Origin of the sequence: Xanthomarina sp. (genome assembly GCF_035306705.1) — a bacterium.
Lineage (GTDB): Bacteria > Bacteroidota > Bacteroidia > Flavobacteriales > Flavobacteriaceae > Xanthomarina.
Genome location: NZ_DATGNO010000096.1, coordinates 44,422 through 63,229 on the forward strand (window position 1 = coordinate 44,422; position 18,808 = coordinate 63,229).

Annotated in this window: 23 protein-coding genes; 10 read left to right on the forward strand and 13 right to left on the reverse strand. The window is 34.0% G+C overall.

The features are described from left to right. Positions 1–40: 40 nt before the first annotated feature. The 8 genes from VKY47_RS08585 to VKY47_RS08620 form a co-directional block, all read right to left on the reverse strand. Positions 41–2,260 (reverse strand): TonB-dependent receptor, encoded by a 2,220-nt coding sequence (locus VKY47_RS08585; protein WP_324312027.1) that lies wholly within the window; start codon positions 2,258–2,260, stop codon positions 41–43. Between the two features lie 332 nt (positions 2,261–2,592). After that, positions 2,593–3,000, reverse strand: coding sequence for an alternative ribosome rescue aminoacyl-tRNA hydrolase ArfB (gene arfB, locus VKY47_RS08590; protein ID WP_324312028.1), 408 nt, complete (start codon positions 2,998–3,000; stop codon positions 2,593–2,595). A 1-nt stretch (position 3,001) separates the two neighbouring features. Next, the gene (locus VKY47_RS08595; RefSeq protein ID WP_324312030.1) at positions 3,002–4,552 is read right to left on the reverse strand and encodes a DUF4301 family protein; all 1,551 of its coding nucleotides are present in this window, start codon (positions 4,550–4,552) and stop codon (positions 3,002–3,004) included. Then, positions 4,553–5,116: an ATP-binding protein gene (locus tag VKY47_RS08600; RefSeq protein WP_324312032.1), complete on the reverse strand. Its 564-nt coding sequence runs from the start codon at positions 5,114–5,116 to the stop codon at positions 4,553–4,555. Continuing rightward, entirely contained in the window at positions 5,077–5,709 is a 633-nt protein-coding gene (gene pnuC / locus VKY47_RS08605) for a nicotinamide riboside transporter PnuC (RefSeq protein ID WP_324312033.1), read from the reverse strand. Before pnuC ends, VKY47_RS08600 begins: the two co-directional genes overlap by 40 nt. Continuing rightward, positions 5,693–5,953, reverse strand: coding sequence for a hypothetical protein (locus tag VKY47_RS08610; RefSeq protein ID WP_324312034.1), 261 nt, complete (start codon positions 5,951–5,953; stop codon positions 5,693–5,695). Before VKY47_RS08610 ends, pnuC begins: the two co-directional genes overlap by 17 nt. A 55-nt stretch (positions 5,954–6,008) precedes the next feature. Further along, positions 6,009–6,743, reverse strand: coding sequence for a phosphoglycerol geranylgeranyltransferase (locus tag VKY47_RS08615; RefSeq protein WP_324312036.1), 735 nt, complete (start codon positions 6,741–6,743; stop codon positions 6,009–6,011). A gap of 44 nt (positions 6,744–6,787) precedes the next feature. Continuing rightward, positions 6,788–7,417 carry a 4'-phosphopantetheinyl transferase family protein gene (locus VKY47_RS08620; RefSeq protein ID WP_324312037.1) on the reverse strand — a complete coding sequence of 210 codons (630 nt, stop codon included), beginning with the start codon at positions 7,415–7,417 and terminating at the stop codon, positions 6,788–6,790. 135 nt (positions 7,418–7,552) lie between these two features. Between VKY47_RS08620 and ahcY the strand changes: the two genes are divergently transcribed. Next, positions 7,553–8,869: an adenosylhomocysteinase gene (ahcY, locus tag VKY47_RS08625; protein WP_324312039.1), complete on the forward strand. Its 1,317-nt coding sequence runs from the start codon at positions 7,553–7,555 to the stop codon at positions 8,867–8,869. A 96-nt stretch (positions 8,870–8,965) separates the two neighbouring features. Beyond that, a complete protein-coding gene (locus VKY47_RS08630; RefSeq protein WP_324312041.1) occupies positions 8,966–9,436 on the forward strand; it encodes a very short patch repair endonuclease in 471 nt (156 codons plus the stop codon). 69 nt (positions 9,437–9,505) lie between these two features. Here the strand turns inward: VKY47_RS08630 and rpmA are convergent, their stop codons facing one another. From rpmA to VKY47_RS08645, 3 genes are all read right to left on the reverse strand, one after another. Then, the gene (rpmA, locus tag VKY47_RS08635; protein ID WP_324312042.1) at positions 9,506–9,766 is read right to left on the reverse strand and encodes a 50S ribosomal protein L27; all 261 of its coding nucleotides are present in this window, start codon (positions 9,764–9,766) and stop codon (positions 9,506–9,508) included. A gap of 43 nt (positions 9,767–9,809) precedes the next feature. Next, positions 9,810–10,496, reverse strand: coding sequence for a 50S ribosomal protein L21 (rplU, locus tag VKY47_RS08640; RefSeq protein ID WP_324312044.1), 687 nt, complete (start codon positions 10,494–10,496; stop codon positions 9,810–9,812). A gap of 97 nt (positions 10,497–10,593) precedes the next feature. Then, the gene (locus VKY47_RS08645; protein WP_324312045.1) at positions 10,594–11,049 is read right to left on the reverse strand and encodes a DUF4199 domain-containing protein; all 456 of its coding nucleotides are present in this window, start codon (positions 11,047–11,049) and stop codon (positions 10,594–10,596) included. A 255-nt stretch (positions 11,050–11,304) separates the two neighbouring features. Here VKY47_RS08645 and VKY47_RS08650 point away from each other — a divergent pair, with 255 nt between their 5' ends. After that, entirely contained in the window at positions 11,305–11,865 is a 561-nt protein-coding gene (locus VKY47_RS08650) for a heavy-metal-associated domain-containing protein (protein WP_324312046.1), read from the forward strand. A gap of 109 nt (positions 11,866–11,974) precedes the next feature. Here the strand turns inward: VKY47_RS08650 and folE are convergent, their stop codons facing one another. Next, positions 11,975–12,655 carry a GTP cyclohydrolase I FolE gene (gene folE, locus VKY47_RS08655; RefSeq protein WP_324312047.1) on the reverse strand — a complete coding sequence of 227 codons (681 nt, stop codon included), beginning with the start codon at positions 12,653–12,655 and terminating at the stop codon, positions 11,975–11,977. Between the two features lie 9 nt (positions 12,656–12,664). Beyond that, the gene (locus VKY47_RS08660) at positions 12,665–13,051 is read right to left on the reverse strand and encodes a hypothetical protein (protein ID WP_324312048.1); all 387 of its coding nucleotides are present in this window, start codon (positions 13,049–13,051) and stop codon (positions 12,665–12,667) included. 120 nt (positions 13,052–13,171) lie between these two features. Here VKY47_RS08660 and VKY47_RS08665 point away from each other — a divergent pair, with 120 nt between their 5' ends. The 7 genes from VKY47_RS08665 (at position 13,172) to tsf (ending at position 18,737) form a co-directional block, all read left to right on the forward strand. Next, positions 13,172–13,843: an RNA polymerase sigma factor gene (locus VKY47_RS08665; RefSeq protein WP_324312049.1), complete on the forward strand. Its 672-nt coding sequence runs from the start codon at positions 13,172–13,174 to the stop codon at positions 13,841–13,843. A 35-nt stretch (positions 13,844–13,878) separates the two neighbouring features. Continuing rightward, positions 13,879–14,085, forward strand: coding sequence for a hypervirulence associated TUDOR domain-containing protein (locus VKY47_RS08670; protein ID WP_324312050.1), 207 nt, complete (start codon positions 13,879–13,881; stop codon positions 14,083–14,085). A gap of 379 nt (positions 14,086–14,464) precedes the next feature. Then, positions 14,465–15,628, forward strand: coding sequence for an MFS transporter (locus VKY47_RS08675; RefSeq protein ID WP_324312051.1), 1,164 nt, complete (start codon positions 14,465–14,467; stop codon positions 15,626–15,628). Between the two features lie 226 nt (positions 15,629–15,854). After that, positions 15,855–16,310, forward strand: coding sequence for a 50S ribosomal protein L13 (gene rplM / locus VKY47_RS08680; RefSeq protein WP_324312053.1), 456 nt, complete (start codon positions 15,855–15,857; stop codon positions 16,308–16,310). 1 nt (position 16,311) lies between these two features. Further along, positions 16,312–16,698 carry a 30S ribosomal protein S9 gene (rpsI, locus tag VKY47_RS08685; RefSeq protein ID WP_324312055.1) on the forward strand — a complete coding sequence of 129 codons (387 nt, stop codon included), beginning with the start codon at positions 16,312–16,314 and terminating at the stop codon, positions 16,696–16,698. A gap of 204 nt (positions 16,699–16,902) precedes the next feature. Then, the gene (gene rpsB / locus VKY47_RS08690; RefSeq protein WP_324312057.1) at positions 16,903–17,676 is read left to right on the forward strand and encodes a 30S ribosomal protein S2; all 774 of its coding nucleotides are present in this window, start codon (positions 16,903–16,905) and stop codon (positions 17,674–17,676) included. Between the two features lie 95 nt (positions 17,677–17,771). Next, entirely contained in the window at positions 17,772–18,737 is a 966-nt protein-coding gene (tsf, locus tag VKY47_RS08695) for a translation elongation factor Ts (protein WP_324312059.1), read from the forward strand. The last annotated feature ends 71 nt before the right edge of the window (positions 18,738–18,808 follow it).

The window sequence follows — 18,808 nt, forward strand, 5'->3', positions numbered from 1 at the left end:
AAGGATGTCCTTTCCATTTTACAAATTCTCCAAAAATCTATTAGAACTTCAAGGTTACTCCCAATAAAAAGTTAGTAGTTGCTTGTGGATAATATCCAGCACCTTCAATAGTTGTTATTTGATTCGGATCGGACCAATCGTCATCGTAGGTGTAATAAAACCCATTTGAACTATACTTCTCTCCAAAAAGATTATTTACCAAGCCTGAGATTACAATAGCTTTAAAAATAGATTTGGTTTTAATTTCGTACATCACATTAAAATCGTTTACAAAATAACTATCAAGCTTAGAGGCTTCCGTATCTGTGTTTCCCATGTATTGCTCGCCTACAAACTTGCTTAATAAAGACATTTGCAAACCTTGCATCGGTCTAAACACAAAAGCATTTCCGGCTACAATGTTTGGAGAAAACGAAATGTTTGTGGAGCCAAGATCTACCAGTTCACCATTTAAAGGAACCACTGTTTCTTTCGTTTTATTCGTGCTTAATGCCACATTTGGTTGGATGCTAAATTTATCCGACAATTTAAAAACAGCATCAACCTCCAATCCCAATCGATAGCTTTCTCCTGAGTTATCTCTTAAAGGATTTCCGCTATCGTTTATAGCTCCAGTCAACACCAATTGCTCATTATATAACATATAGTATAAATTGGTGTTTAGGATAAAAGCATCAGACTTATGTCTCCAACCCAATTCAAAATCGTTTAACTGCTCTGGCTTAACATCAGGATTGCTTTCAAAATCGTCTCTATTTGGCTCTCTATTCGCTCTGGCATAGGAGAAATAAACATTATTATTATCGTTTAAGCTATATGTAATTCCTGCTTTTGGATTAAAGAAATTAAAATGTTTATCTACAATAAATGGTGCCACATCGGAATTGGTTCCAGTTGTTTTATAATTAACATATCGCGATTGCAAGTCTAGGTATAAACTAAACTGATCATTTAATCTGTATTGAGCTTTTGCAAATGCACTCAAATCTATTTTCTTACCATTTCCGTCGTAGTAACGATCTCTTATCATCATATTGCTCGCGTATTGTGCCCAGATAATTTCACCAAAATGATCTCCGGAATACGAACTTAAAGAAGTTCCAAAAATGACATCTAACTGAGCATTTTTATAGTTGGCATTCGCATTAAAAACATAAAATTGATTGTCCAGCCATCTACGTCTTATCAAATCTGTTCTAGTAATAGTTTCTGTGCCAATTTCTACATCTTCAAACCCATAATTTGAAAATTTCTGATCTTCCTTATATTGCTCAAAATAGCCTTTTCCTTGGGTATAATTTAAAGCTAAATTGGTGGACCATTTGTTGTTGATACGTTCATTCCAATGAAACTGATAATGATCTTGTTGGTAATTATCAATTTCATTGTCGTAAAACTGAATATTTCCATTCTCATCCGTATACATTCCTGCAGAATTAAAGGTTCTATCATGCTCTAGAATATAAGGATCTTCGATACCATTCCACGACTGATAGGTTTTTTCCTTTCCACTAAAAGTAATGGCTTTTATCATGGTATTATCGTCGATATAAGTAGCTTGAAGAAAATAGGACTTTATATCCGCAGAGGCTCTATCTACATATCCATCGGATTTAATTTGCGATAAACGTCCTGCAATTTCTATACGGTCATTGAGCAAGCCTGTACTAAATTTTACAGTATGTTTCCACGTATTAAAACTTCCAAAACTATTGGCTATTTCACCAAAAGCTTCTTGCGAAACAGCATCAGTTAGCACGTTAACACTTGCTCCAAAAGCACCAGATCCATTGGTTGATGTTCCCACACCACGTTGAAGTTGCAGGCTTTCTACAGAAGATGCAAAGTCGCCTAAATTCACCCAAAAAGTCCCTAAAGATTCGCTATCATTATAAGGGATTCCATTAATGGTTACGTTGGTAGACTGTGCATTTATTCCACGCACACGAATACCTGTATAACCCAAACCAGCTCCTGCGTCTGAAGTCGTTACTACCGAAGGTAAATAATTTAATAAAATGGGTAAATCTTGCCCGAGATTCCGTTCTTGCAGCTGTTCCTTGGTTACATTAGAATGTGTAATGGGCGATGTAGCGTTAACACGTACGGCTTTAACCAATACTTCGTCCAAGGTTTCCAACTTTGTAGAATCTTGTTGTTTTTCTTGTGAATAAGTAGAAAAAGAGACCAATAAAAAAAGTAAAAAAATTTGAGAATTCTGCCTTGTTTTGAATGACAGGTTGTTGAATAAAAGTTTCATTCGATAAATAAATTTATACGAATAAAAAGAGGTTATTATTCTTTGTTAGTAAATGATTATTTTATGAATGTCTAAAATATGATAAGCTAAAGGCAGCACATATTTTTAACATTCGATTCCCTAAACAGCATTACCTGTTCTAGGTTCATTGGGTATGATCTCAGCCTAAAAGATTTTAGATTTTTGATTTTGGACTTTTAATTTTTGAATGTTTTAAATTCATCAAATTGAAATCGGCAACCTAAAATCGGCAATCAAAAAAGCACCCCTTTTTGAGAACGCTGCAAAGATAGTTATCAGTTAAGAATTTCCAACAAAGAATGAGAAAATATTTAGTTTATATCCGGAGGCCTCCTATTGGCTTTCTTATCAGCTTGTTGCTTCTTTTTAGATAAGCGTTTTAATTTAACAGCTCTTGGAACTTTAGTTGGTTTACGTTTTTTAGGACGTTTTAAGCTGTGTCTAATTAGCTCTAAAAAGCGTTTTATTACCAATTCTTTATTTTTATGCTGACTCCTACTCTCATCACTTTGTAAAATAAGCACTCCCTCTGTGGTCAATCTGTTTGCTAAGTTTTTAAACAATAAAGCACGTTGTTCTTCAGAAAAAACCTGAGAGTTCGTTAAATCGAAATTCAAAACCACTTTAGACGACACTTTATTAACATGCTGCCCGCCAGCTCCAGAACTTCTAATGGCTTTGAAGTTTAATTCAGAAATAAGTAAAGCTGCATCAAACATGTTATTTTACTTGATGTGTTGGTTTTAATAAGTCTGTAACTGTTTTAACCGGATTAAAAGTTATCAATGGCACTTCTACAAAAATGGTGTTCCAATATGCCATACTTCCATTCCAAAGCCCTGGTAATTCAAGCGCTTTCAGATCTTTTCCCGTTTTGGTTTTCATGGTTATAAATGCTGTTTTATGGTCCACAAACTGCTCTAAGTCAAAACGGTTGCCTTTGTAGTCTTTAGTACCACAAACCAAGTCTACAGGATTAAAATGAGTGGCATTTTTTAAAATCTCTTTTTGCTTTTTATCTTTTTTACTAATTTGGGCAGATTCTACAATTTGTAAAGAAACTTGACCACTTTCGTCTTTTACCCAAAAAGGACCACCTCCAGGTTCTCCTTCGTTTTTAACCATCCCACAAACCCGAATAGGTCTATTTAGCTTTTCTGTTAAATATTTTATCTGATATTCGTTGGCATATTTCTCAAATTCCGAAGAAATAACCACATTCATCTTATTTGTTAAAAACTTGGCAATCTCTACTAAATCAGCTTGGGATATGTCTTGGGATTCCAGTTTTTTTAGATATCTAAAAGCTTTGTCTTGAAGTTGAATTAAGATTCCAGCTAACATCTTTTTGTATTCGCTAACTTCATCTTCATATTTAAAAACCACCACATTATCAATGTTTTTAATAAAGATGATGTCTGCATCCAAATCGCCTAAATTTGAAAGTAAGGCGCCATGGCCAGAAGGTCTAAACAACAAACTATTATCTTCTGCTCTAAATGGCTCATTGTATTCTGTTACGGCAATAGTATCGGTAGCTTCCTTTTGATAAGAGAAGGATATCTCGAATTTGGTATTTGTTTTCCGCTCTACAATGGTTTGGATTTTTTTAAATTCGTCGTCAAAAATATCTTTATATTTTTCGGAAATGGTATAATGTAAAACAGCCTTATTATTGGCTGAAGCGTATAATGCAGCTTCAAACAAATGCTCTTCAAAAGCTGTTGCCGTATGCTCTTTATATAAATGAAATGGCAATAGGCCTTTTGGAAAAAACCCATAATTTAACTTATCTTCATCCAACATGGTTTTTACAAACATATACCGCTGTTTATCTGTTGAAGAGCTATGGTATTCTGGGTAAATTTTTTCAATTTTATCTAAAACAATTCTGTAAAAAGGCAATTTTTCCAAACCAACAAAAAACACAGCCAGTAAGGCTTCTTTGGTCCTATTTATATATGCATTTACAGTTTCTTGATCGGGGTTATAATCTTCTATAAAACTAAAAAACGATTTAAACATTCTAGTTGCTGCACCAGAAGCTGGTACAAATTTTAGAATGGAATATTCGTTTCTTTTAGCATCAAACAATTGAATGAATGCTTCTTTCTCTTCATCTGAAAGTTTTAAAATTCCATGGTTAATAGTTGCAGCAGATTGCAAATTTACAAAAGGCAAGCCCGTTTTAAATAGCTCGATTTGAGAACTTACTTTTTCAACAGTTAGTCCCTTTTGTTTAATTTGATTGATGTCTTTATCTGAAAACATTCAGTTGTTTTTTATTAATTTATCTATATGTTTTATAGCGATTTCCAACCTATTTGGCAAACTACCCTTCAATAACACATAGGGAATGTTGTTTTTAATTAAAGTTGATTGAAACGCATTAAACATGTTTTTTCGCTCGTTGGGTCTATCTCGAATTCCATCATCCTCCCAAGGAATATCAATATTAGTTAAAAAATAAAGATTATAGTTATTTTCCTTGGCGTATTTGTTTAAGATTTCAGGAGAATAACCGTTATAATATGCTTCGCTATACACCTTAGTTTCCAGTAGATTAGTATCGCATATCAATAAGCTTTCAACTTGTTTTGCCAAGGAGTTCTCCAAAGCCATTTGCCCAATAGCAATTGGCAAAACGTCGTCTTTGGTTAGAACTTCATTGTGTTTTGATTTTTCCTCAGCATAACTTCTTGAGAATTCGGGCACCCAAAGTGTATTATAATGTGCAGCTAATTGCTTGGCCAAAATAGTTTTTCCAGTAGATTCCGGTCCAAATAAAACTACTTTCAGGCAGTTGCTGTCTTGTTGTTTAAGTGTTTCTTCCATGCTAGATATCCAAATATTGCAATTACTGTAAATCCTAAATATTGTAAACTGGTAAAGGTAAACCCTTTATAGAAATATAAGGGAATTGAAATTAAATCGCCTATAATCCAAAAAATCCAATTTTCCACTTTTTTCCTTGCCATAAGCCACATCCCTACAAAGAAAATGGCCGTTGTTAAAGTATCTACATAAGCCACCCAACTTGTCCACATATTAAAGACGTTGTAGACAATAAATACAAATAATAAGGTTGCGAAGAAAATCCAAACACTAACTATTCTTTCCTTTTTAGTTGTAAATGAAATAGGTGTAACATGTGTGGCATCCACTTTTCTAGTCCAAATATACCACCCATAAATACTCATAATAAAATAATAGGCGTTAATCATCATATCGCCTAATAATCCCCATTTTAAAAGTAGATACACGAAAATACTTGTGCTAATAAGCCCAGTTGGGAAGACTAAAATATTGTTTTGCTTAGAAAACCAAACTGAGAGAAACCCAAAAATAACGGCAATAACCTCTAAAGTAATATCGATGGTTTGATACCTTGCGTATTGCTCGAAAAAAAAATTAAAAATTTGGTTCATAGTCGCTTCTATCTGTTTTTACAACCTTCATGGTTAAAACACATATTGTTTGTTCCTCGAACGATTTGTGGATTTGAGCTGTTAAAAAAGGCATCAATTCATGATAATCTCCAAATATTTGAGTGCTTAACGGGTTTTCCAAAACTGTGAATTTGGAATCTCTCAAGGCTTTTATAAAGTTTATAACATGAATCTCATAATCGTCTTGTAAAGGCGATAAGGTTAAGTCTACTGATATTCTCATAATATATTTATATTCCCTCAATTGCCCACACAGACAGGAAGAAGGGTGTTTTATTTTATTTCATTAGCTCCTCAAAAAAGCTATCATCATCTTCAAAAGCAGTTCCAATAACTACTAAATCGGCTCCTGAATGATAGGCTTCCTCTAATTGCTTTTTTGTTCTAATTCCTCCTCCAACAATTAGAGGAATATCTAAATCTATTTTTGTTTTTATTATAATTTCAGAAGCAATAGGTTGTAAAGCACCACTCCCAGCTTCCAGATATATTAATTTCATTCCTAAGAATTCGCCAGCTTTTGCTGTGTCAACAATTTCCTGAATATTACTTTTAGACATCGGTTTTGTATCTGTTACCTTTTGAACAGCTGTTTCTTTGCCATTTTCAATTAATAGGTATCCCGTTGGAATAACTTCCAATTCAGTCTTTCTTAATTTTGAAACAGAAGCTACCTGCTTCCCAATGAGGTACTCCGGATTTCTACCCGAAATTAAAGATAAAAACAACAAAGCATCTGCCTGATCCGTAATTTGAGATACATCTCCTGGAAAAATAACGATTGGTAAAGAGGTTTGTTTTTTAATTTCTAAAACCAGTTTTTCTGTGGCAAACTCGTCCACAGTACTTCCTCCCACAAAAATATGAGTAGCAGTGGATTTATTAACTTTAATAAAAAAATGGGTTAAGCTTTCAGGCTTCATTTTGTCGGGGTCGATTAAAACAGCTAAAAGTTTTTCACCTTTAGAAATGGATCTTAAAATGCTTTGATATATTGTTTTCTTTTTAGCCACGAATGCACGAATATCTTTTTATACGTTTTCTCTAGTCCTATTTATTAAGAAGGTAGAGCGTAAGCACAGGTAAACCCTTCAAATTCGAAAAACTCTGTATTAAACCTGTATTTTTTATCTTGATAATCAATCCAAGCCACTGTTGACGCTTCCTCTATAGTAAATGGAATAACTAAAGTGTGTTGTAAAAAACTCAAGCCAGGAGTAGCAAATAGCTTATAAAGCGATTCTTTAACGCACCAAATAACTGTTAGTTTATTAATGTAATCTGCTTCCTCTTTTTTTAAATATTGAAACTCATATTCCATGAATTTATGAGCAATCACACCAATTTTATCTCGTTGCTTTTCAATGTCAATCCCCACTTTAAAATCGCTAACAATAACCCCAGAAAACGTAAAAGAATGTGTAATAGAGATGAATTTTCCGTCCTTTAAATGAGGTTTCCCATTTTCATCATAGTACAAATCGGCATCTGTATAACCAAATTCTGCCAATAAATGTCTTACACTTAAAAATCCTCTTTGGTGCAATTCGCTTTTCATCCTTAAAACACGTTCCAAGTTTTCAGGTTTAAGCGTAACTGCTTGTAATAAATGCTCATACGATTCTGTAATCTTCCAGATTTTAACAGTAGTTTGAGGATTAGGACTTAAGGTTTTATAAAGAGGCATTTAATTTTCTAAAAGTTATTAGTTATCTTTGCACTTCCAAAGGCGAAATTAATGTTTTTGATATAGCGAATTTAGCGAATTTAAGTGCTAAACCAAAAATGTTGACTTTAATAAAACAAAAGAAACTAAGAAAGAATGAATACAAAAACTGTTGCTTACGTACCAAATAAGGTAAAAGATATCTCACTTGCAGAATGGGGAAGAAAAGAAATGGAATTAGCTGAAGCAGAAATGCCAGGTTTAATGAGTCTTCGTGAAGAATACAAGAATTCTCAACCTCTTAAAGGGGCTAGAATTGCGGGATGTTTACACATGACTATTCAAACTGCTGTTTTAATTGAAACGCTACAAGCTTTAGGCGCTGAAGTTACTTGGAGTTCTTGTAATATTTTCTCTACTCAGGATCAAGCTGCTGCTGCAATTGCCGCAACTGGAACTGCTGTTTACGCATGGAAAGACATGACAGAAGAAGAGTTTGATTGGTGTATTGAACAAACCCTGTTTTTTGGAGAAGACAGAAAACCATTGAACATGATTCTGGATGATGGTGGCGATTTAACCAACATGGTTCTAGATAAATATCCAGAACTTGCTGCGGGAATTAATGGCCTTTCTGAAGAAACCACAACTGGAGTTCACAGACTTTACGAACGTGTAAAAGCAGGAACCTTACCAATGCCAGCAATTAATGTAAACGATAGTGTTACAAAATCCAAATTCGATAACAAATACGGATGTCGCGAGAGCGCTGTTGATGCGGTTCGTCGTGCAACAGACATTATGATGGCTGGAAAACGCGTAGTTGTTTGTGGATATGGAGATGTTGGTAAAGGAACAGCTGCCTCATTTAAAGGAGCCGGAAGTATTGTAACTGTTACAGAAATCGATCCAATTTGTGCATTACAAGCGGCTATGGATGGTTTTGAAGTTAAAAAACTAGAAACTGTTGTTGCCAATGCTGATATAATAATTACTACAACTGGAAATAAAGATATTGTTCAAGGGCATCATTTTGAAGCTATGAAAGACAAGACCATTGTTTGTAACATTGGACATTTCGATAATGAAATTGACATGGCTTGGTTGAATAAAACCCATGGACATACTAAAAACACGATTAAACCACAGGTAGATAAATATACAATTGATGGGAAAGACGTGATTATTTTAGCTCAAGGGCGATTAGTTAATTTAGGTTGTGCTACTGGGCATCCAAGTTTTGTAATGAGCAACTCGTTTACAAATCAAACCTTGGCTCAAATAGAACTTTGGACCAACAAAGATGCTTACGAGAATGACGTGTATATGTTACCAAAGCATTTAGATGAAAAAGTAGCTCAATTACACTTAGCGAAAATTGGTGTAGAATTAACAGAGCTTCGTGAAGATCAAGCTAAATATATTGGCGTAGAAGTTGAAGGTCCTTTTAAACCTGAGTACTATAGATACTAAAAAATTCCTGTTTACATAGGAATCTCTTAATATGAAAATCCCAAACTTGACGGTTTGGGATTTTTTATTTAAAATTCTTTATATTACAGTTACTCTATGATATATAAAGAAGAGAAAATAAAAGTCCTGCGATTTAATGAAGCTTCTGGATTTTATACAACCAAAAAGCGTTCTAAAATAATGAGCAACATTCACGGCAAGAACACAAAGCCCGAATTATTGTTTAGAAAAGCCTTGTGGCAACATGGGGTTAGATATCGACTACACAACAAAAAGCTTCCCGAAAAACCAGATATATCCATTCAAAAATACAAATTGGCCATATTTATTGATGGAGAATTTTGGCATGGATATGATTGGGAGGAAAGAAAGCAATCCCTAAAAAGTAACCGGGATTTTTGGATACCCAAAATAGAGAGAAATATGCAACGTGACAAAGAAGTCGGCCAACAACTTTATGATATGGATTATATGGTATTTAGGTTTTGGGAAAAAGAAATAAAAACCGACTTACAAAGATGCATCAAGGATGTATTAGTTTTTCTAGACACAGCAACAAACCCATAGATTATTTTAAAAACAAAAACCCTCTCTGTTTCCAGAAAGGGTTTTTAAATTGAGTAAAGAAATAGTTTCTTAAGCCTCAAAAGGCTCTACAGAAACATAAGATTTATTATCTTTTTTCTTTGTAAATTTCACTAAGCCATCTACTTTAGCATGTAAAGTATGGTCTTTTCCAGCATACACATTATCACCTGGTTTATGTGCAGTACCTCTTTGTCTAACGATAATGTTACCAGCTATTGCAGCTTGGCCACCAAATATCTTTACACCTAAACGATTCGATTCTGAATCTCTACCGTTTTTAGAACTTCCGACTCCTTTTTTATGTGCCATTGTCTTAAGGTTTTATATAATTAATATTTAAATGAAATGAAAATTACTTTTCAATTCCACCGTCTAATTTGTCTTGTAATTCTTTTAGTTCATCCCACTTACCATCGGCAGCTAATTGAGCTTGTTTTGGCCAAGTTTCTGTAACTATATGAGCTAATCTTGAGCTAGCGTCAGTTAAAACAGTGCTTAATTCTTCAGGAGTTGCCTTTGCTACTTTAGCGAAAGTTTCATATCCTGCATTTACCAAAGCCTCAGCAGCTTTTGGTCCAGCACCTTCAATTTTCTTTAAATCGTCCGCCTTTGCAGTTGATTTTTTTGGAGCAGCCTTTTTAACTTCTGCTTTTGGAGCATCAGCTTTTGGCGCTACTTCTTTAGCTGGAGCAGCTTTCTTTTCAGCTTTAGCAGCTGGTTTAGCTCCTGAAGCTACAATGCTTTCAATAAGAATTTCAGTTAAAGATTGTCTGTGTCCGTTTTTTACACGGTAACCTTTACGTCTTTTCTTTTTGAAAACGATTACTTTATCACCTTTAAGGTGCTTTAAAACTTTGGCTCCTACTTGAGCTCCGTTTATAGCCGGGGCGCCTACAGTTACTTTGTCTCCATCAGCTAAAAGAAGTACATTGTCAAAAGACACTTGTTTACCTTCTTCTGTTGCTAAACGATTAACAAAGACTCTTTGGTCTTTTTCAACTTTGAATTGATGCCCTGCTATCTCTACAATTGCGTACATAGCGTAACGTTTATTAATTAATTTGTTTAAAATATATGTGCTCGCCTAATGGAAAGCGGGTGCAAATATACTGCTAATTAATTAAATTACAAACGTTTTATTTCTTTTGAGGAACATTTTTACTAATTTTAAAAATCTGCATAAAAGTCAAGGTTAGAATGGTTGAAGAAGATAACCCTTCAATTAAGATGATAAAAATCAAAATACCTCCTCCATGGCTATAGTCTTTAAACCATTCTTTTAATAAGGTATTCATAAATTCAACATCTAAATGAAACATATAAATAGCCATAAACAAAGCAAACACAAAGGTAGCCAAAAAACCAGTCATCAAGCCGGTTTTAAAACCATTGGTATAGGTAAAATCATCACCCAAAATTAATTTATACTGCTTTATAACCATATAAATACCAAAGGCCATGAAAAGCCCATTCGATAGCCTTAACCAAGGATTGTAATGCAATCCCATTAATCTTAATATTAAAAAATAGGCAATAAGCAAGCCAGCAGTAATCAATCCATATTTAATAGAAATTTTAGATGATATTTTCATTTTTAATGCTTTTGGGTTTATTTCAATAAATCTCGTGATTATTTTACTAAAAGCATAATTTTTAATAAATTATATTACATTTAACACAATTAAATGCCTTTTATCTCAACTTAAAATCAATAAGCACTTCTGTTTTTTTAGATATTTCTTAGGTATTAACTTATTGTCTGATGTTCTACACATAAATTTCTCATTTTTAATATGATAAATATTATTTATTCTTATTTTTGTAATCAAAATAATTTTTAAATAAAAATGACAACATTAAAAAATATTATCGGCTTAGTGCTTTTAACGGTTTTTGTATCAGCTTGTAAAAACGAAACAGCTCCAGAAATTAAAACAGTTGAAGTTGAAACAGCAACTGAAGAAGCAGCTACTTTAGATCCAAATGCTACTTATGCCAAAGCAGAATTCACTATCGAAGGAATGACTTGTGCTATGGGTTGTGCAAAAAGCATTGAAAAGAAAATGGCTAAAATGGAAGGTGTAAAATCGGCAACTGTAGATTTTGACAAAAAACTAGCTATGGTAGAATACGATGAAGCTAAAGTTACACCAACTTCGTTAGAAGAAGTAGTTAAAAAGGCTGGCGACATGTATTCTGTAACAGACATGCATGCTGTAGATGCTTTTGGTGAAATAAAAACTTGCGACCAAGCTTGTTGCGAAGGTAAAACAGCTGAAGAAAAAGCAAATTGCCAAAAAGAATGCTGTGCTAAAAAAGCAGATGCAAGTGATGCTTCAGCCGACAAAAAAATGGCATGTAAAGAAGATTGCAAAATGGCTTGTTGCGCCGATAAAGGAAAAGCATAGTTTTTCTTTTAACTCTTAAAAAAAACATCTCCTCCAGACATTTTGGACGAGATGTTTTTTTTGCACCTATTTGATTGTTTCCTATAAACAAAATATTTTTAAAAACCCATTAGTTAAAATCGAATAACACCGACATAACTTGCCCGTCTTCCTTTATAAACCCTGAAACTGCAGAGGTTATCGTAGCACTACCTTTATGATTAACACCTCGACAGGAAATACATTCATGGCTCGCTTTTAAAACCACGCCCACATCTTTACATTGAAGCGCTGTAGTTAATTCTTCAAAAATCTGCATGGTCAATCGCTCTTGAACTTGTGGTCTTCTGGCATAAAAATCGACCAATCTGTGGATTTTAGAGAGGCCCACAACATAATCCCCAGGGATGTAAGCGATATTTGCCACCCCTTGAATGGGCACAAAATGATGTTCGCAAAACGAAGTGAACGGAATATGTAATTCCATTAAAGGCGTCTTATAACCATAGTTATTTTTAAATATGGTTATCTGAGGTTTGTTTTTCAAGTCTAAGCCTTTAAAGACTTCATTTACATACATTTTTGCTACTCTTTTTGGAGTGTCTTTCAAGCTATCATCTGTTAAATCAAGTCCAAGAATCTCCATAATATCCTTGAACTTCTCTGAAATTAACGTAATTTTCTTCGAGTCGCTTAAATCAAACGATGTTTTATAAATTGGTTTTTTTGAATATTCAATAGAACTGGTTTTTTCCTTACTAGGCTCTAAGAAACCTGTATTTACATCTGATATATTTCCGTTTAATTTCATTGTATATAATTATTTTTTGCTTGGACCAATTTGTTCGTTTTCCGATAATTTAGCTAAAGAAAAAGCTCCAATAGCCATCACTAAATCTCTTACAGCCACATCTACATACGTCCAGCTTAAAAGTAGACTTAAAGCAATACAGGTTAACCAAACTGAAACAATATAAGCTCCAATTTTAGTTTTAGTAAGTACCAAAATACCAGCTACAATTTCTACAACACCCACAAGCATCATAAAAGTAGCCGGCTCAAAAGGAAGCATTCCTGCAAGACCATCTGAAACATAGTCGCTCCAAGTTGTTAAAATATTAGCGAATTTATCTAGCCCAGCAACAATTGGCACAAGTCCAAAAGTATATTTTAACAGATTTTTTACTAAATGCACATTCGTATTCATACTCGTCTTTTTTTTTGTGTTTATAAATTTGTTATAAGCTTTTGATACTAATTTTAAAAAAAGGTTACAAAATTTTGTATCTTAAATATCAATTTGGTATCTAAATAAAAACGACATACCATGGAAGCCATAAACATCAACGATTTTAATAAGCAAAAAATAAAAGAAGAAGAACTTGTTACCCGCATATTAAAAGGGGAAAAAGAACTTTACGAAATCTTGGTTAGACGAAATAATCAAAAATTATATCGTGTTATAAGAGGGTATTTAACAGATGAAGCCGAGATAGAAGATGCCATGCAAAACAGCTATATCAAGGCTTATACCAAGTTATATCAATTTAAGCAGAATGCTGCTTTTTCCACATGGCTCATTCGAATAGGCATCAATGAAGCCTTAGCTAGAATAAAAGAAAAAGGAAAGCTATACCAGCTATGGGAAACACCTGAGGGCAGCACGAAAAACAGCATTTTAGAACTACCGGACAGCAAACAATTAAATCCGCAAGACACATTAATTCAAATGGAAACAAAGCAACTTTTGGAACGCGCAATCAACCAGTTAGATAGCAAATATAAATCCGTTTATATTATGAAAGAAGTGGAAGAAATGAACCTAAAGGAAATTGCTCTCGTTTTAGATTTAACGGTTGCCAATGTAAAAGTACGCTTACATCGTGCGAAAACTATGCTTAAAGAAACGCTCTACGACATGTCTGATAAAAAACAAATTTTTGAATTTGGTTTTGGAAGATGCGATAGAATCACCGAATATGTTATGAAAAACATATAAAAGACTTTAATCTGTATACTTAAAAAGCAATTATCATGACACATTTTAAAGTGGGAGACCATGTAAAATGGAATTCAGAAGCTGGGCATGTTACCGGAAAAATAATTAAAGTCCATCATTCAGATTTTGATTACAAAGGATATACTCATCACGCCAGTAAAGACGATCCACAATACGAGATTAAAAGTGATAAAACCGATCATATTGCTGCACATAAAGGCACGGCACTTAGCAAAATCTAGAAGTGATGTTTTTTTAAACTGAGCTTATAATACTGGTTGAACAGGCACCACATTGCAGACACAAAAAAAACGATTCGCAAAGAATCGTTTTTTTATTAAGACCTTAAATCTTGATAACTAATTTAGCTATCTATCTGTTTAACTTATGTAGTTTGTGCTTTCCTTCACAAACTTCTTCAATAAGTTTTGAATTAAATGCTGGCAAATCAAATCCAAATAGGTTTAACCCAAGATTAACGCGCTTTGTTAAGAAATCTTAAAACAAGAAACCCATGAAATAAAAAGCTGATTTTAATCTAATAGGCACAAGCTATTGTAACATCTTTTGTAATTTCGTCCTTTTTCAAAAAACTAATCCCATACTAAGAAATTGCCTTAAATGAAACAAGATCTTTCCAATTCCGTTTTATACTTAATGAGTGTTTCTGCTGGACTAATAGTAGCCAATCTATATTACAACCAACCTTTACTGCATCTCATGTCGGAAAGTTTCAATGTATCAGAATCAGCCATAAGCAATGTGGCACTTTCTACGCAATTGGGGTATGCTTTTGGGCTTCTATTTATTATTCCTTTAGGCGATAAAATTTCGAATAAGAAAATTTTAAAATTTGATTTTATATTAATGGTGGCAGCTTTAATCGCTACAGCCATGTCAAATTCGCTCTGGTTAATGATATTGAGCAGTTTTTTTATCGGATTTTCTTCGGCTGTTCCACAATTGTTTGTTCCTATGGCCGCGCAATTGGCAAATCCAGAAAATCGTGGACGTGCCATTGGAATCGTTATGAGTGGTTTATTGATTGGTATTTTAGGAAGCAGGGTTATTAGTGGTTTGGTAGGCGAACAATTTGGATGGCGTGTTATGTATTATGTAGCCGCTATATTAATGGTTTTGCTCTACCTGTTATTACAATATAAATTACCAAGTTTAAATCCAACGTACAAAGGCAGTTATGCCAGTTTACTCAAATCCATAGGATACTATTTTAAAACCGAGCCCTCTGTGAGGCTAGCAGCACTACGTGGCGGCCTAGCTTTTGCAGGATTAAGTGCTTTTTGGACCACCTTGGTTTTTTTAATGGAAGATTCCTTTGGATACGGAAGTGGAGTTTCAGGTGCTTTTGGCTTGGTTGGGATTGCGGGAGCATTGGCTGCCGTTGTTGTGGGCAAATTGAACGATAGAATTAGCCAGAATAAAATTATCTTGTTTTCGGTATTACTATTAATAATTTCCTGGCTGGTTTTTCTATTTTCTGTACATTCAATAATTGGTTTGGTTATTGGGGTTATTTTAGTCGATTTAGGCCTTCAGGCTTTACACATAACCAACCAGAACATTATTTTTTCAAAAAACCACGAAGCTCGAAATCGTGTAAACACCATATATATGGTAGGATTTTTTATAGGTGGCGCTTTGGGCACCACTTTAGGCGCTTATGCTTGGACTAAATATGGATGGACAGGTGTTTCTATTTTAGGGCTTAGTTTATCGGTTACTGTTGGACTGGTTCATCTTATTTATAGAAAGAAGACTTTATAAGAAATTTTAAGATTTTTAGTCCTGTTTCATGCACCTACATCCTTTAACTTGATACATAAAGGTTTCTGTATTAATTAAAAGCTGAATAAAGATATAAACAAAGTTATCAAAATAACTTTCCACACTATTTGGTAATCAAATATATAATCGTAAATTTGCAAACTCTTTAAAAAGAGAGGAATGTTTAATCTATCATGCATCGCGCGTGATAAAAAATTTAATAAGTGTGGACACAATAAGCTACAAAACAATTTCGGCCAACAAAGCTACTGTTAATAAAGAGTGGGTTTTAGTTGATGCTGAAGGTCAAAGCCTAGGGCGTTTATCTTCTAAAGTTGCAAAACTTTTAAGAGGAAAACATAAGCCTAACTTCACACCACACGTTGATTGTGGAGATAACGTAATTGTTATCAATGCAGAAAAAATCAACTTAACAGGAAACAAGTGGGACGATAAAACTTACATTCGTCACACCGGTTACCCAGGTGGTCAAAGAAGTTTAACTGCTATAGAATTGTTTGGAAAAGATCCAGCAAGATTAGTAGAAAAATCAGTAAAAGGAATGTTACCTAAAAACAAATTAGGTGCAGATTTATTCCGTAATTTAAATGTTGTTGTTGGTTCTGAGCATACTCATGCAGCTCAAAAACCAAAAACAATTAACCTAGAAGAATTCAAATAACATGGAAGTAATTCACAAAATCGGTCGTAGAAAGACGGCTGTTGCTCGTGTGTATGTTGCGGAAGGAACCGGAAACATCACGATAAATAAAAAAGACTTAGCTGTTTATTTTCCTACTGCTACTTTGCAGTACAAAGTAAACCAACCTTTAGCTTTGACTAACAACGATGGCAACTTTGATATTACAATAAATGTATATGGAGGAGGTATCACAGGTCAAGCAGAAGCAATCCGTTTAGGAATCTCTCGTGTTATGTGCGAAATAGATCCGGAGCATAGATTGGTTCTTAAACCAGAAGGTTTATTAACTAGAGATCCAAGAATGGTAGAGCGTAAGAAATTCGGTCAGAAGAAAGCTCGTAAGAAATTCCAATTCTCTAAACGTTAATTTATCTTCAACAAGATGGGACATCTTTCTTATAAGAATCTCCATCTTGTTGAAAAAAACAAAAAAATAACTCAGTTATTGTTGTCCATGATTTCTCTAAAACTTAGAAATCAGGATTTAGTTTAGCATCTAAATGGTTCAGGCGATTTTACAAAAAAGACCACTAAGCCATTGCTAATTCAACAGAACGTAAACTATTACAAAATGGCAGTAGAAGTAAAAGAATTACTCGAAGCAGGTGTACACTTTGGTCACCTTACACGTAAATGGGATCCAAACATGGCTCCTTACGTATATATGGAGCGTAATGGCATCCATATTATTAACCTATACAAAACAGCAGCTAAAATGGAAGAAGCTGGAGATGCACTTGCTAAAATTGCAGCTTCCGGTCGTAAAATCTTATTTGTTGCTACAAAAAAACAAGCAAAAGATATCGTTGCTGAAAAAGCAGGAAACATTAACATGCCTTACATTACTGAAAGATGGCCAGGTGGGATGTTAACTAACTTTGTTACTATTAGAAAAGCTGTTAAAAAAATGGCTACTATCGATAGAATGAAGAAAGATGGTACCTTTAATTCTTTATCTAAAAAAGAGCGTTTACAAGTAGATCGTCAACGTACTAAATTAGAAAAGAACTTAGGTTCTATTAGCGACATGACACGCTTACCAGCGGCTTTGTTTGTTGTTGATATTAAACGTGAACACATTGCAATTGCAGAAGCTCAAAAATTAAACATTCCAATTTTTGCTATGGTAGATACCAACTCAGATCCTCGTCAAGTGGATTATGTTATCCCAGCAAATGATGATGCTTCTAAATCAATCAATAAAATTCTAACTCACGTTACAGATGCTATCGCTAATGGTTTAGCGGAAAGAAAAGCAGAAAAAGAACCTTCTCAAGATGATGCTCCAGTTGCCGAGAAAAAAGCAGCTCCTAAAAAGAAAGTAGCTCAAGAAGAGGAAGAATAAAATAAGTAACACAACATTAATAAGTCGTTTATTCTTTTCTTTCTGAAAGTAAGATTAAACGACTTTTTTAAATTTTAAATATAAAAATGGAAGCTATGGTAAAGATTACAGCAGCAGAAGTAAATAAATTAAGACAATCTACAGGTGCAGGTATGATGGATTGTAAAAATGCTCTAGTTGAAGCAGAAGGAAATTTTGATAAAGCCATTGAAGTTCTACGTAAAAAAGGACAAAAAGTAGCAGAAAAAAGAGCCGATCGTGAAAACTCTGAAGGAGCTGCTATTGCTAAAATAAACAATGATAATACTGTTGGTGTTGCAATTGTATTAGGTTGTGAAACAGATTTTGTTGGTAAAAACGACAACTTTGTGGCATTGGCAAACGAATTAGCTGAAAAGGCTATCAATTTCAATACTAAAGAAGACTTTTTAGCATCTGATTTTGGAGGCATGACAGTAGCTGATAAATTAGTTGAACAAACTGGAGTTATTGGTGAAAAATTAGACATTACAGGTTTTGAAAAATTAGAAGCACCTTACGTGGGTTCTTATGTTCATATCAATAAAATTGCTGCTTTGGTTGGGTTATCTTCTAAAGTTGCTAATGCAGAAACTTTAGTTAAGGACGTAGCCATGCAAGTAGCATCTATGGGAGCTACTAGCTTATCTTACAAAGGTTTTACAGCCGATTATATTGCTTCGGAAACTGAAGCCAGAATTGCTTTTATTGAAAAAGATAATATTGAAAGACTACGTATGGGCAAAACTCCTAAAAACGTACCTCAATACATCTCTATGGCTCAAATAACCCCAGAGGTATTGGCTAAAGCTGAAGAAGCTGCTAAAGCCGAATTAAAAGCTGAAGGAAAGCCAGAACAAATTTGGGATAAAATCCTTCCAGGTAAAATGGAGCGTTTTATTTCAGATAACACAACTTTAGACCAAGAGAAATGTTTATTGGATCAAAAATTCATTAAAGACGACAAGCAAACTGTTGCAGAATATGTAAGCTCTTTTGGAGAGGTTTCTGTTACAGATTTTAAACGTGTTGCTTTAGGATAATAAATTCCATATTTAAAAGGAATTCATAATATATGAAACCACGACATTTTTAAAAATGTCGTGGTTTTTTT

Excerpts from the sequence above, each read along its gene's own strand:
- VKY47_RS08585 (WP_324312027.1), bottom strand. The coding sequence starts at position 2,260 with ATGAAACTTTTATTCAACAACCTGTCATTCAAAACAAGGCAGAATTCT.
- arfB (WP_324312028.1), bottom strand. The coding sequence starts at position 3,000 with ATGTTTGATGCAGCTTTACTTATTTCTGAATTAAACTTCAAAGCCATT.
- VKY47_RS08595 (WP_324312030.1), bottom strand. The coding sequence starts at position 4,552 with ATGTTTTCAGATAAAGACATCAATCAAATTAAACAAAAGGGACTAACT.
- VKY47_RS08600 (WP_324312032.1), bottom strand. The coding sequence starts at position 5,116 with ATGGAAGAAACACTTAAACAACAAGACAGCAACTGCCTGAAAGTAGTT.
- pnuC (WP_324312033.1), bottom strand. The coding sequence starts at position 5,709 with ATGAACCAAATTTTTAATTTTTTTTTCGAGCAATACGCAAGGTATCAA.
- VKY47_RS08610 (WP_324312034.1), bottom strand. The coding sequence starts at position 5,953 with ATGAGAATATCAGTAGACTTAACCTTATCGCCTTTACAAGACGATTAT.
- VKY47_RS08620 (WP_324312037.1), bottom strand. The coding sequence starts at position 7,417 with ATGCCTCTTTATAAAACCTTAAGTCCTAATCCTCAAACTACTGTTAAA.
- ahcY (WP_324312039.1), top strand. The coding sequence starts at position 7,553 with ATGAATACAAAAACTGTTGCTTACGTACCAAATAAGGTAAAAGATATC.
- VKY47_RS08630 (WP_324312041.1), top strand. The coding sequence starts at position 8,966 with ATGATATATAAAGAAGAGAAAATAAAAGTCCTGCGATTTAATGAAGCT.
- rpmA (WP_324312042.1), bottom strand. The coding sequence starts at position 9,766 with ATGGCACATAAAAAAGGAGTCGGAAGTTCTAAAAACGGTAGAGATTCA.
- rplU (WP_324312044.1), bottom strand. The coding sequence starts at position 10,496 with ATGTACGCAATTGTAGAGATAGCAGGGCATCAATTCAAAGTTGAAAAA.
- VKY47_RS08645 (WP_324312045.1), bottom strand. The coding sequence starts at position 11,049 with ATGAAAATATCATCTAAAATTTCTATTAAATATGGATTGATTACTGCT.
- VKY47_RS08650 (WP_324312046.1), top strand. The coding sequence starts at position 11,305 with ATGACAACATTAAAAAATATTATCGGCTTAGTGCTTTTAACGGTTTTT.
- folE (WP_324312047.1), bottom strand. The coding sequence starts at position 12,655 with ATGAAATTAAACGGAAATATATCAGATGTAAATACAGGTTTCTTAGAG.
- VKY47_RS08660 (WP_324312048.1), bottom strand. The coding sequence starts at position 13,051 with ATGAATACGAATGTGCATTTAGTAAAAAATCTGTTAAAATATACTTTT.
- VKY47_RS08665 (WP_324312049.1), top strand. The coding sequence starts at position 13,172 with ATGGAAGCCATAAACATCAACGATTTTAATAAGCAAAAAATAAAAGAA.
- VKY47_RS08670 (WP_324312050.1), top strand. The coding sequence starts at position 13,879 with ATGACACATTTTAAAGTGGGAGACCATGTAAAATGGAATTCAGAAGCT.
- VKY47_RS08675 (WP_324312051.1), top strand. The coding sequence starts at position 14,465 with ATGAAACAAGATCTTTCCAATTCCGTTTTATACTTAATGAGTGTTTCT.
- rpsI (WP_324312055.1), top strand. The coding sequence starts at position 16,312 with ATGGAAGTAATTCACAAAATCGGTCGTAGAAAGACGGCTGTTGCTCGT.
- rpsB (WP_324312057.1), top strand. The coding sequence starts at position 16,903 with ATGGCAGTAGAAGTAAAAGAATTACTCGAAGCAGGTGTACACTTTGGT.
- tsf (WP_324312059.1), top strand. The coding sequence starts at position 17,772 with ATGGTAAAGATTACAGCAGCAGAAGTAAATAAATTAAGACAATCTACA.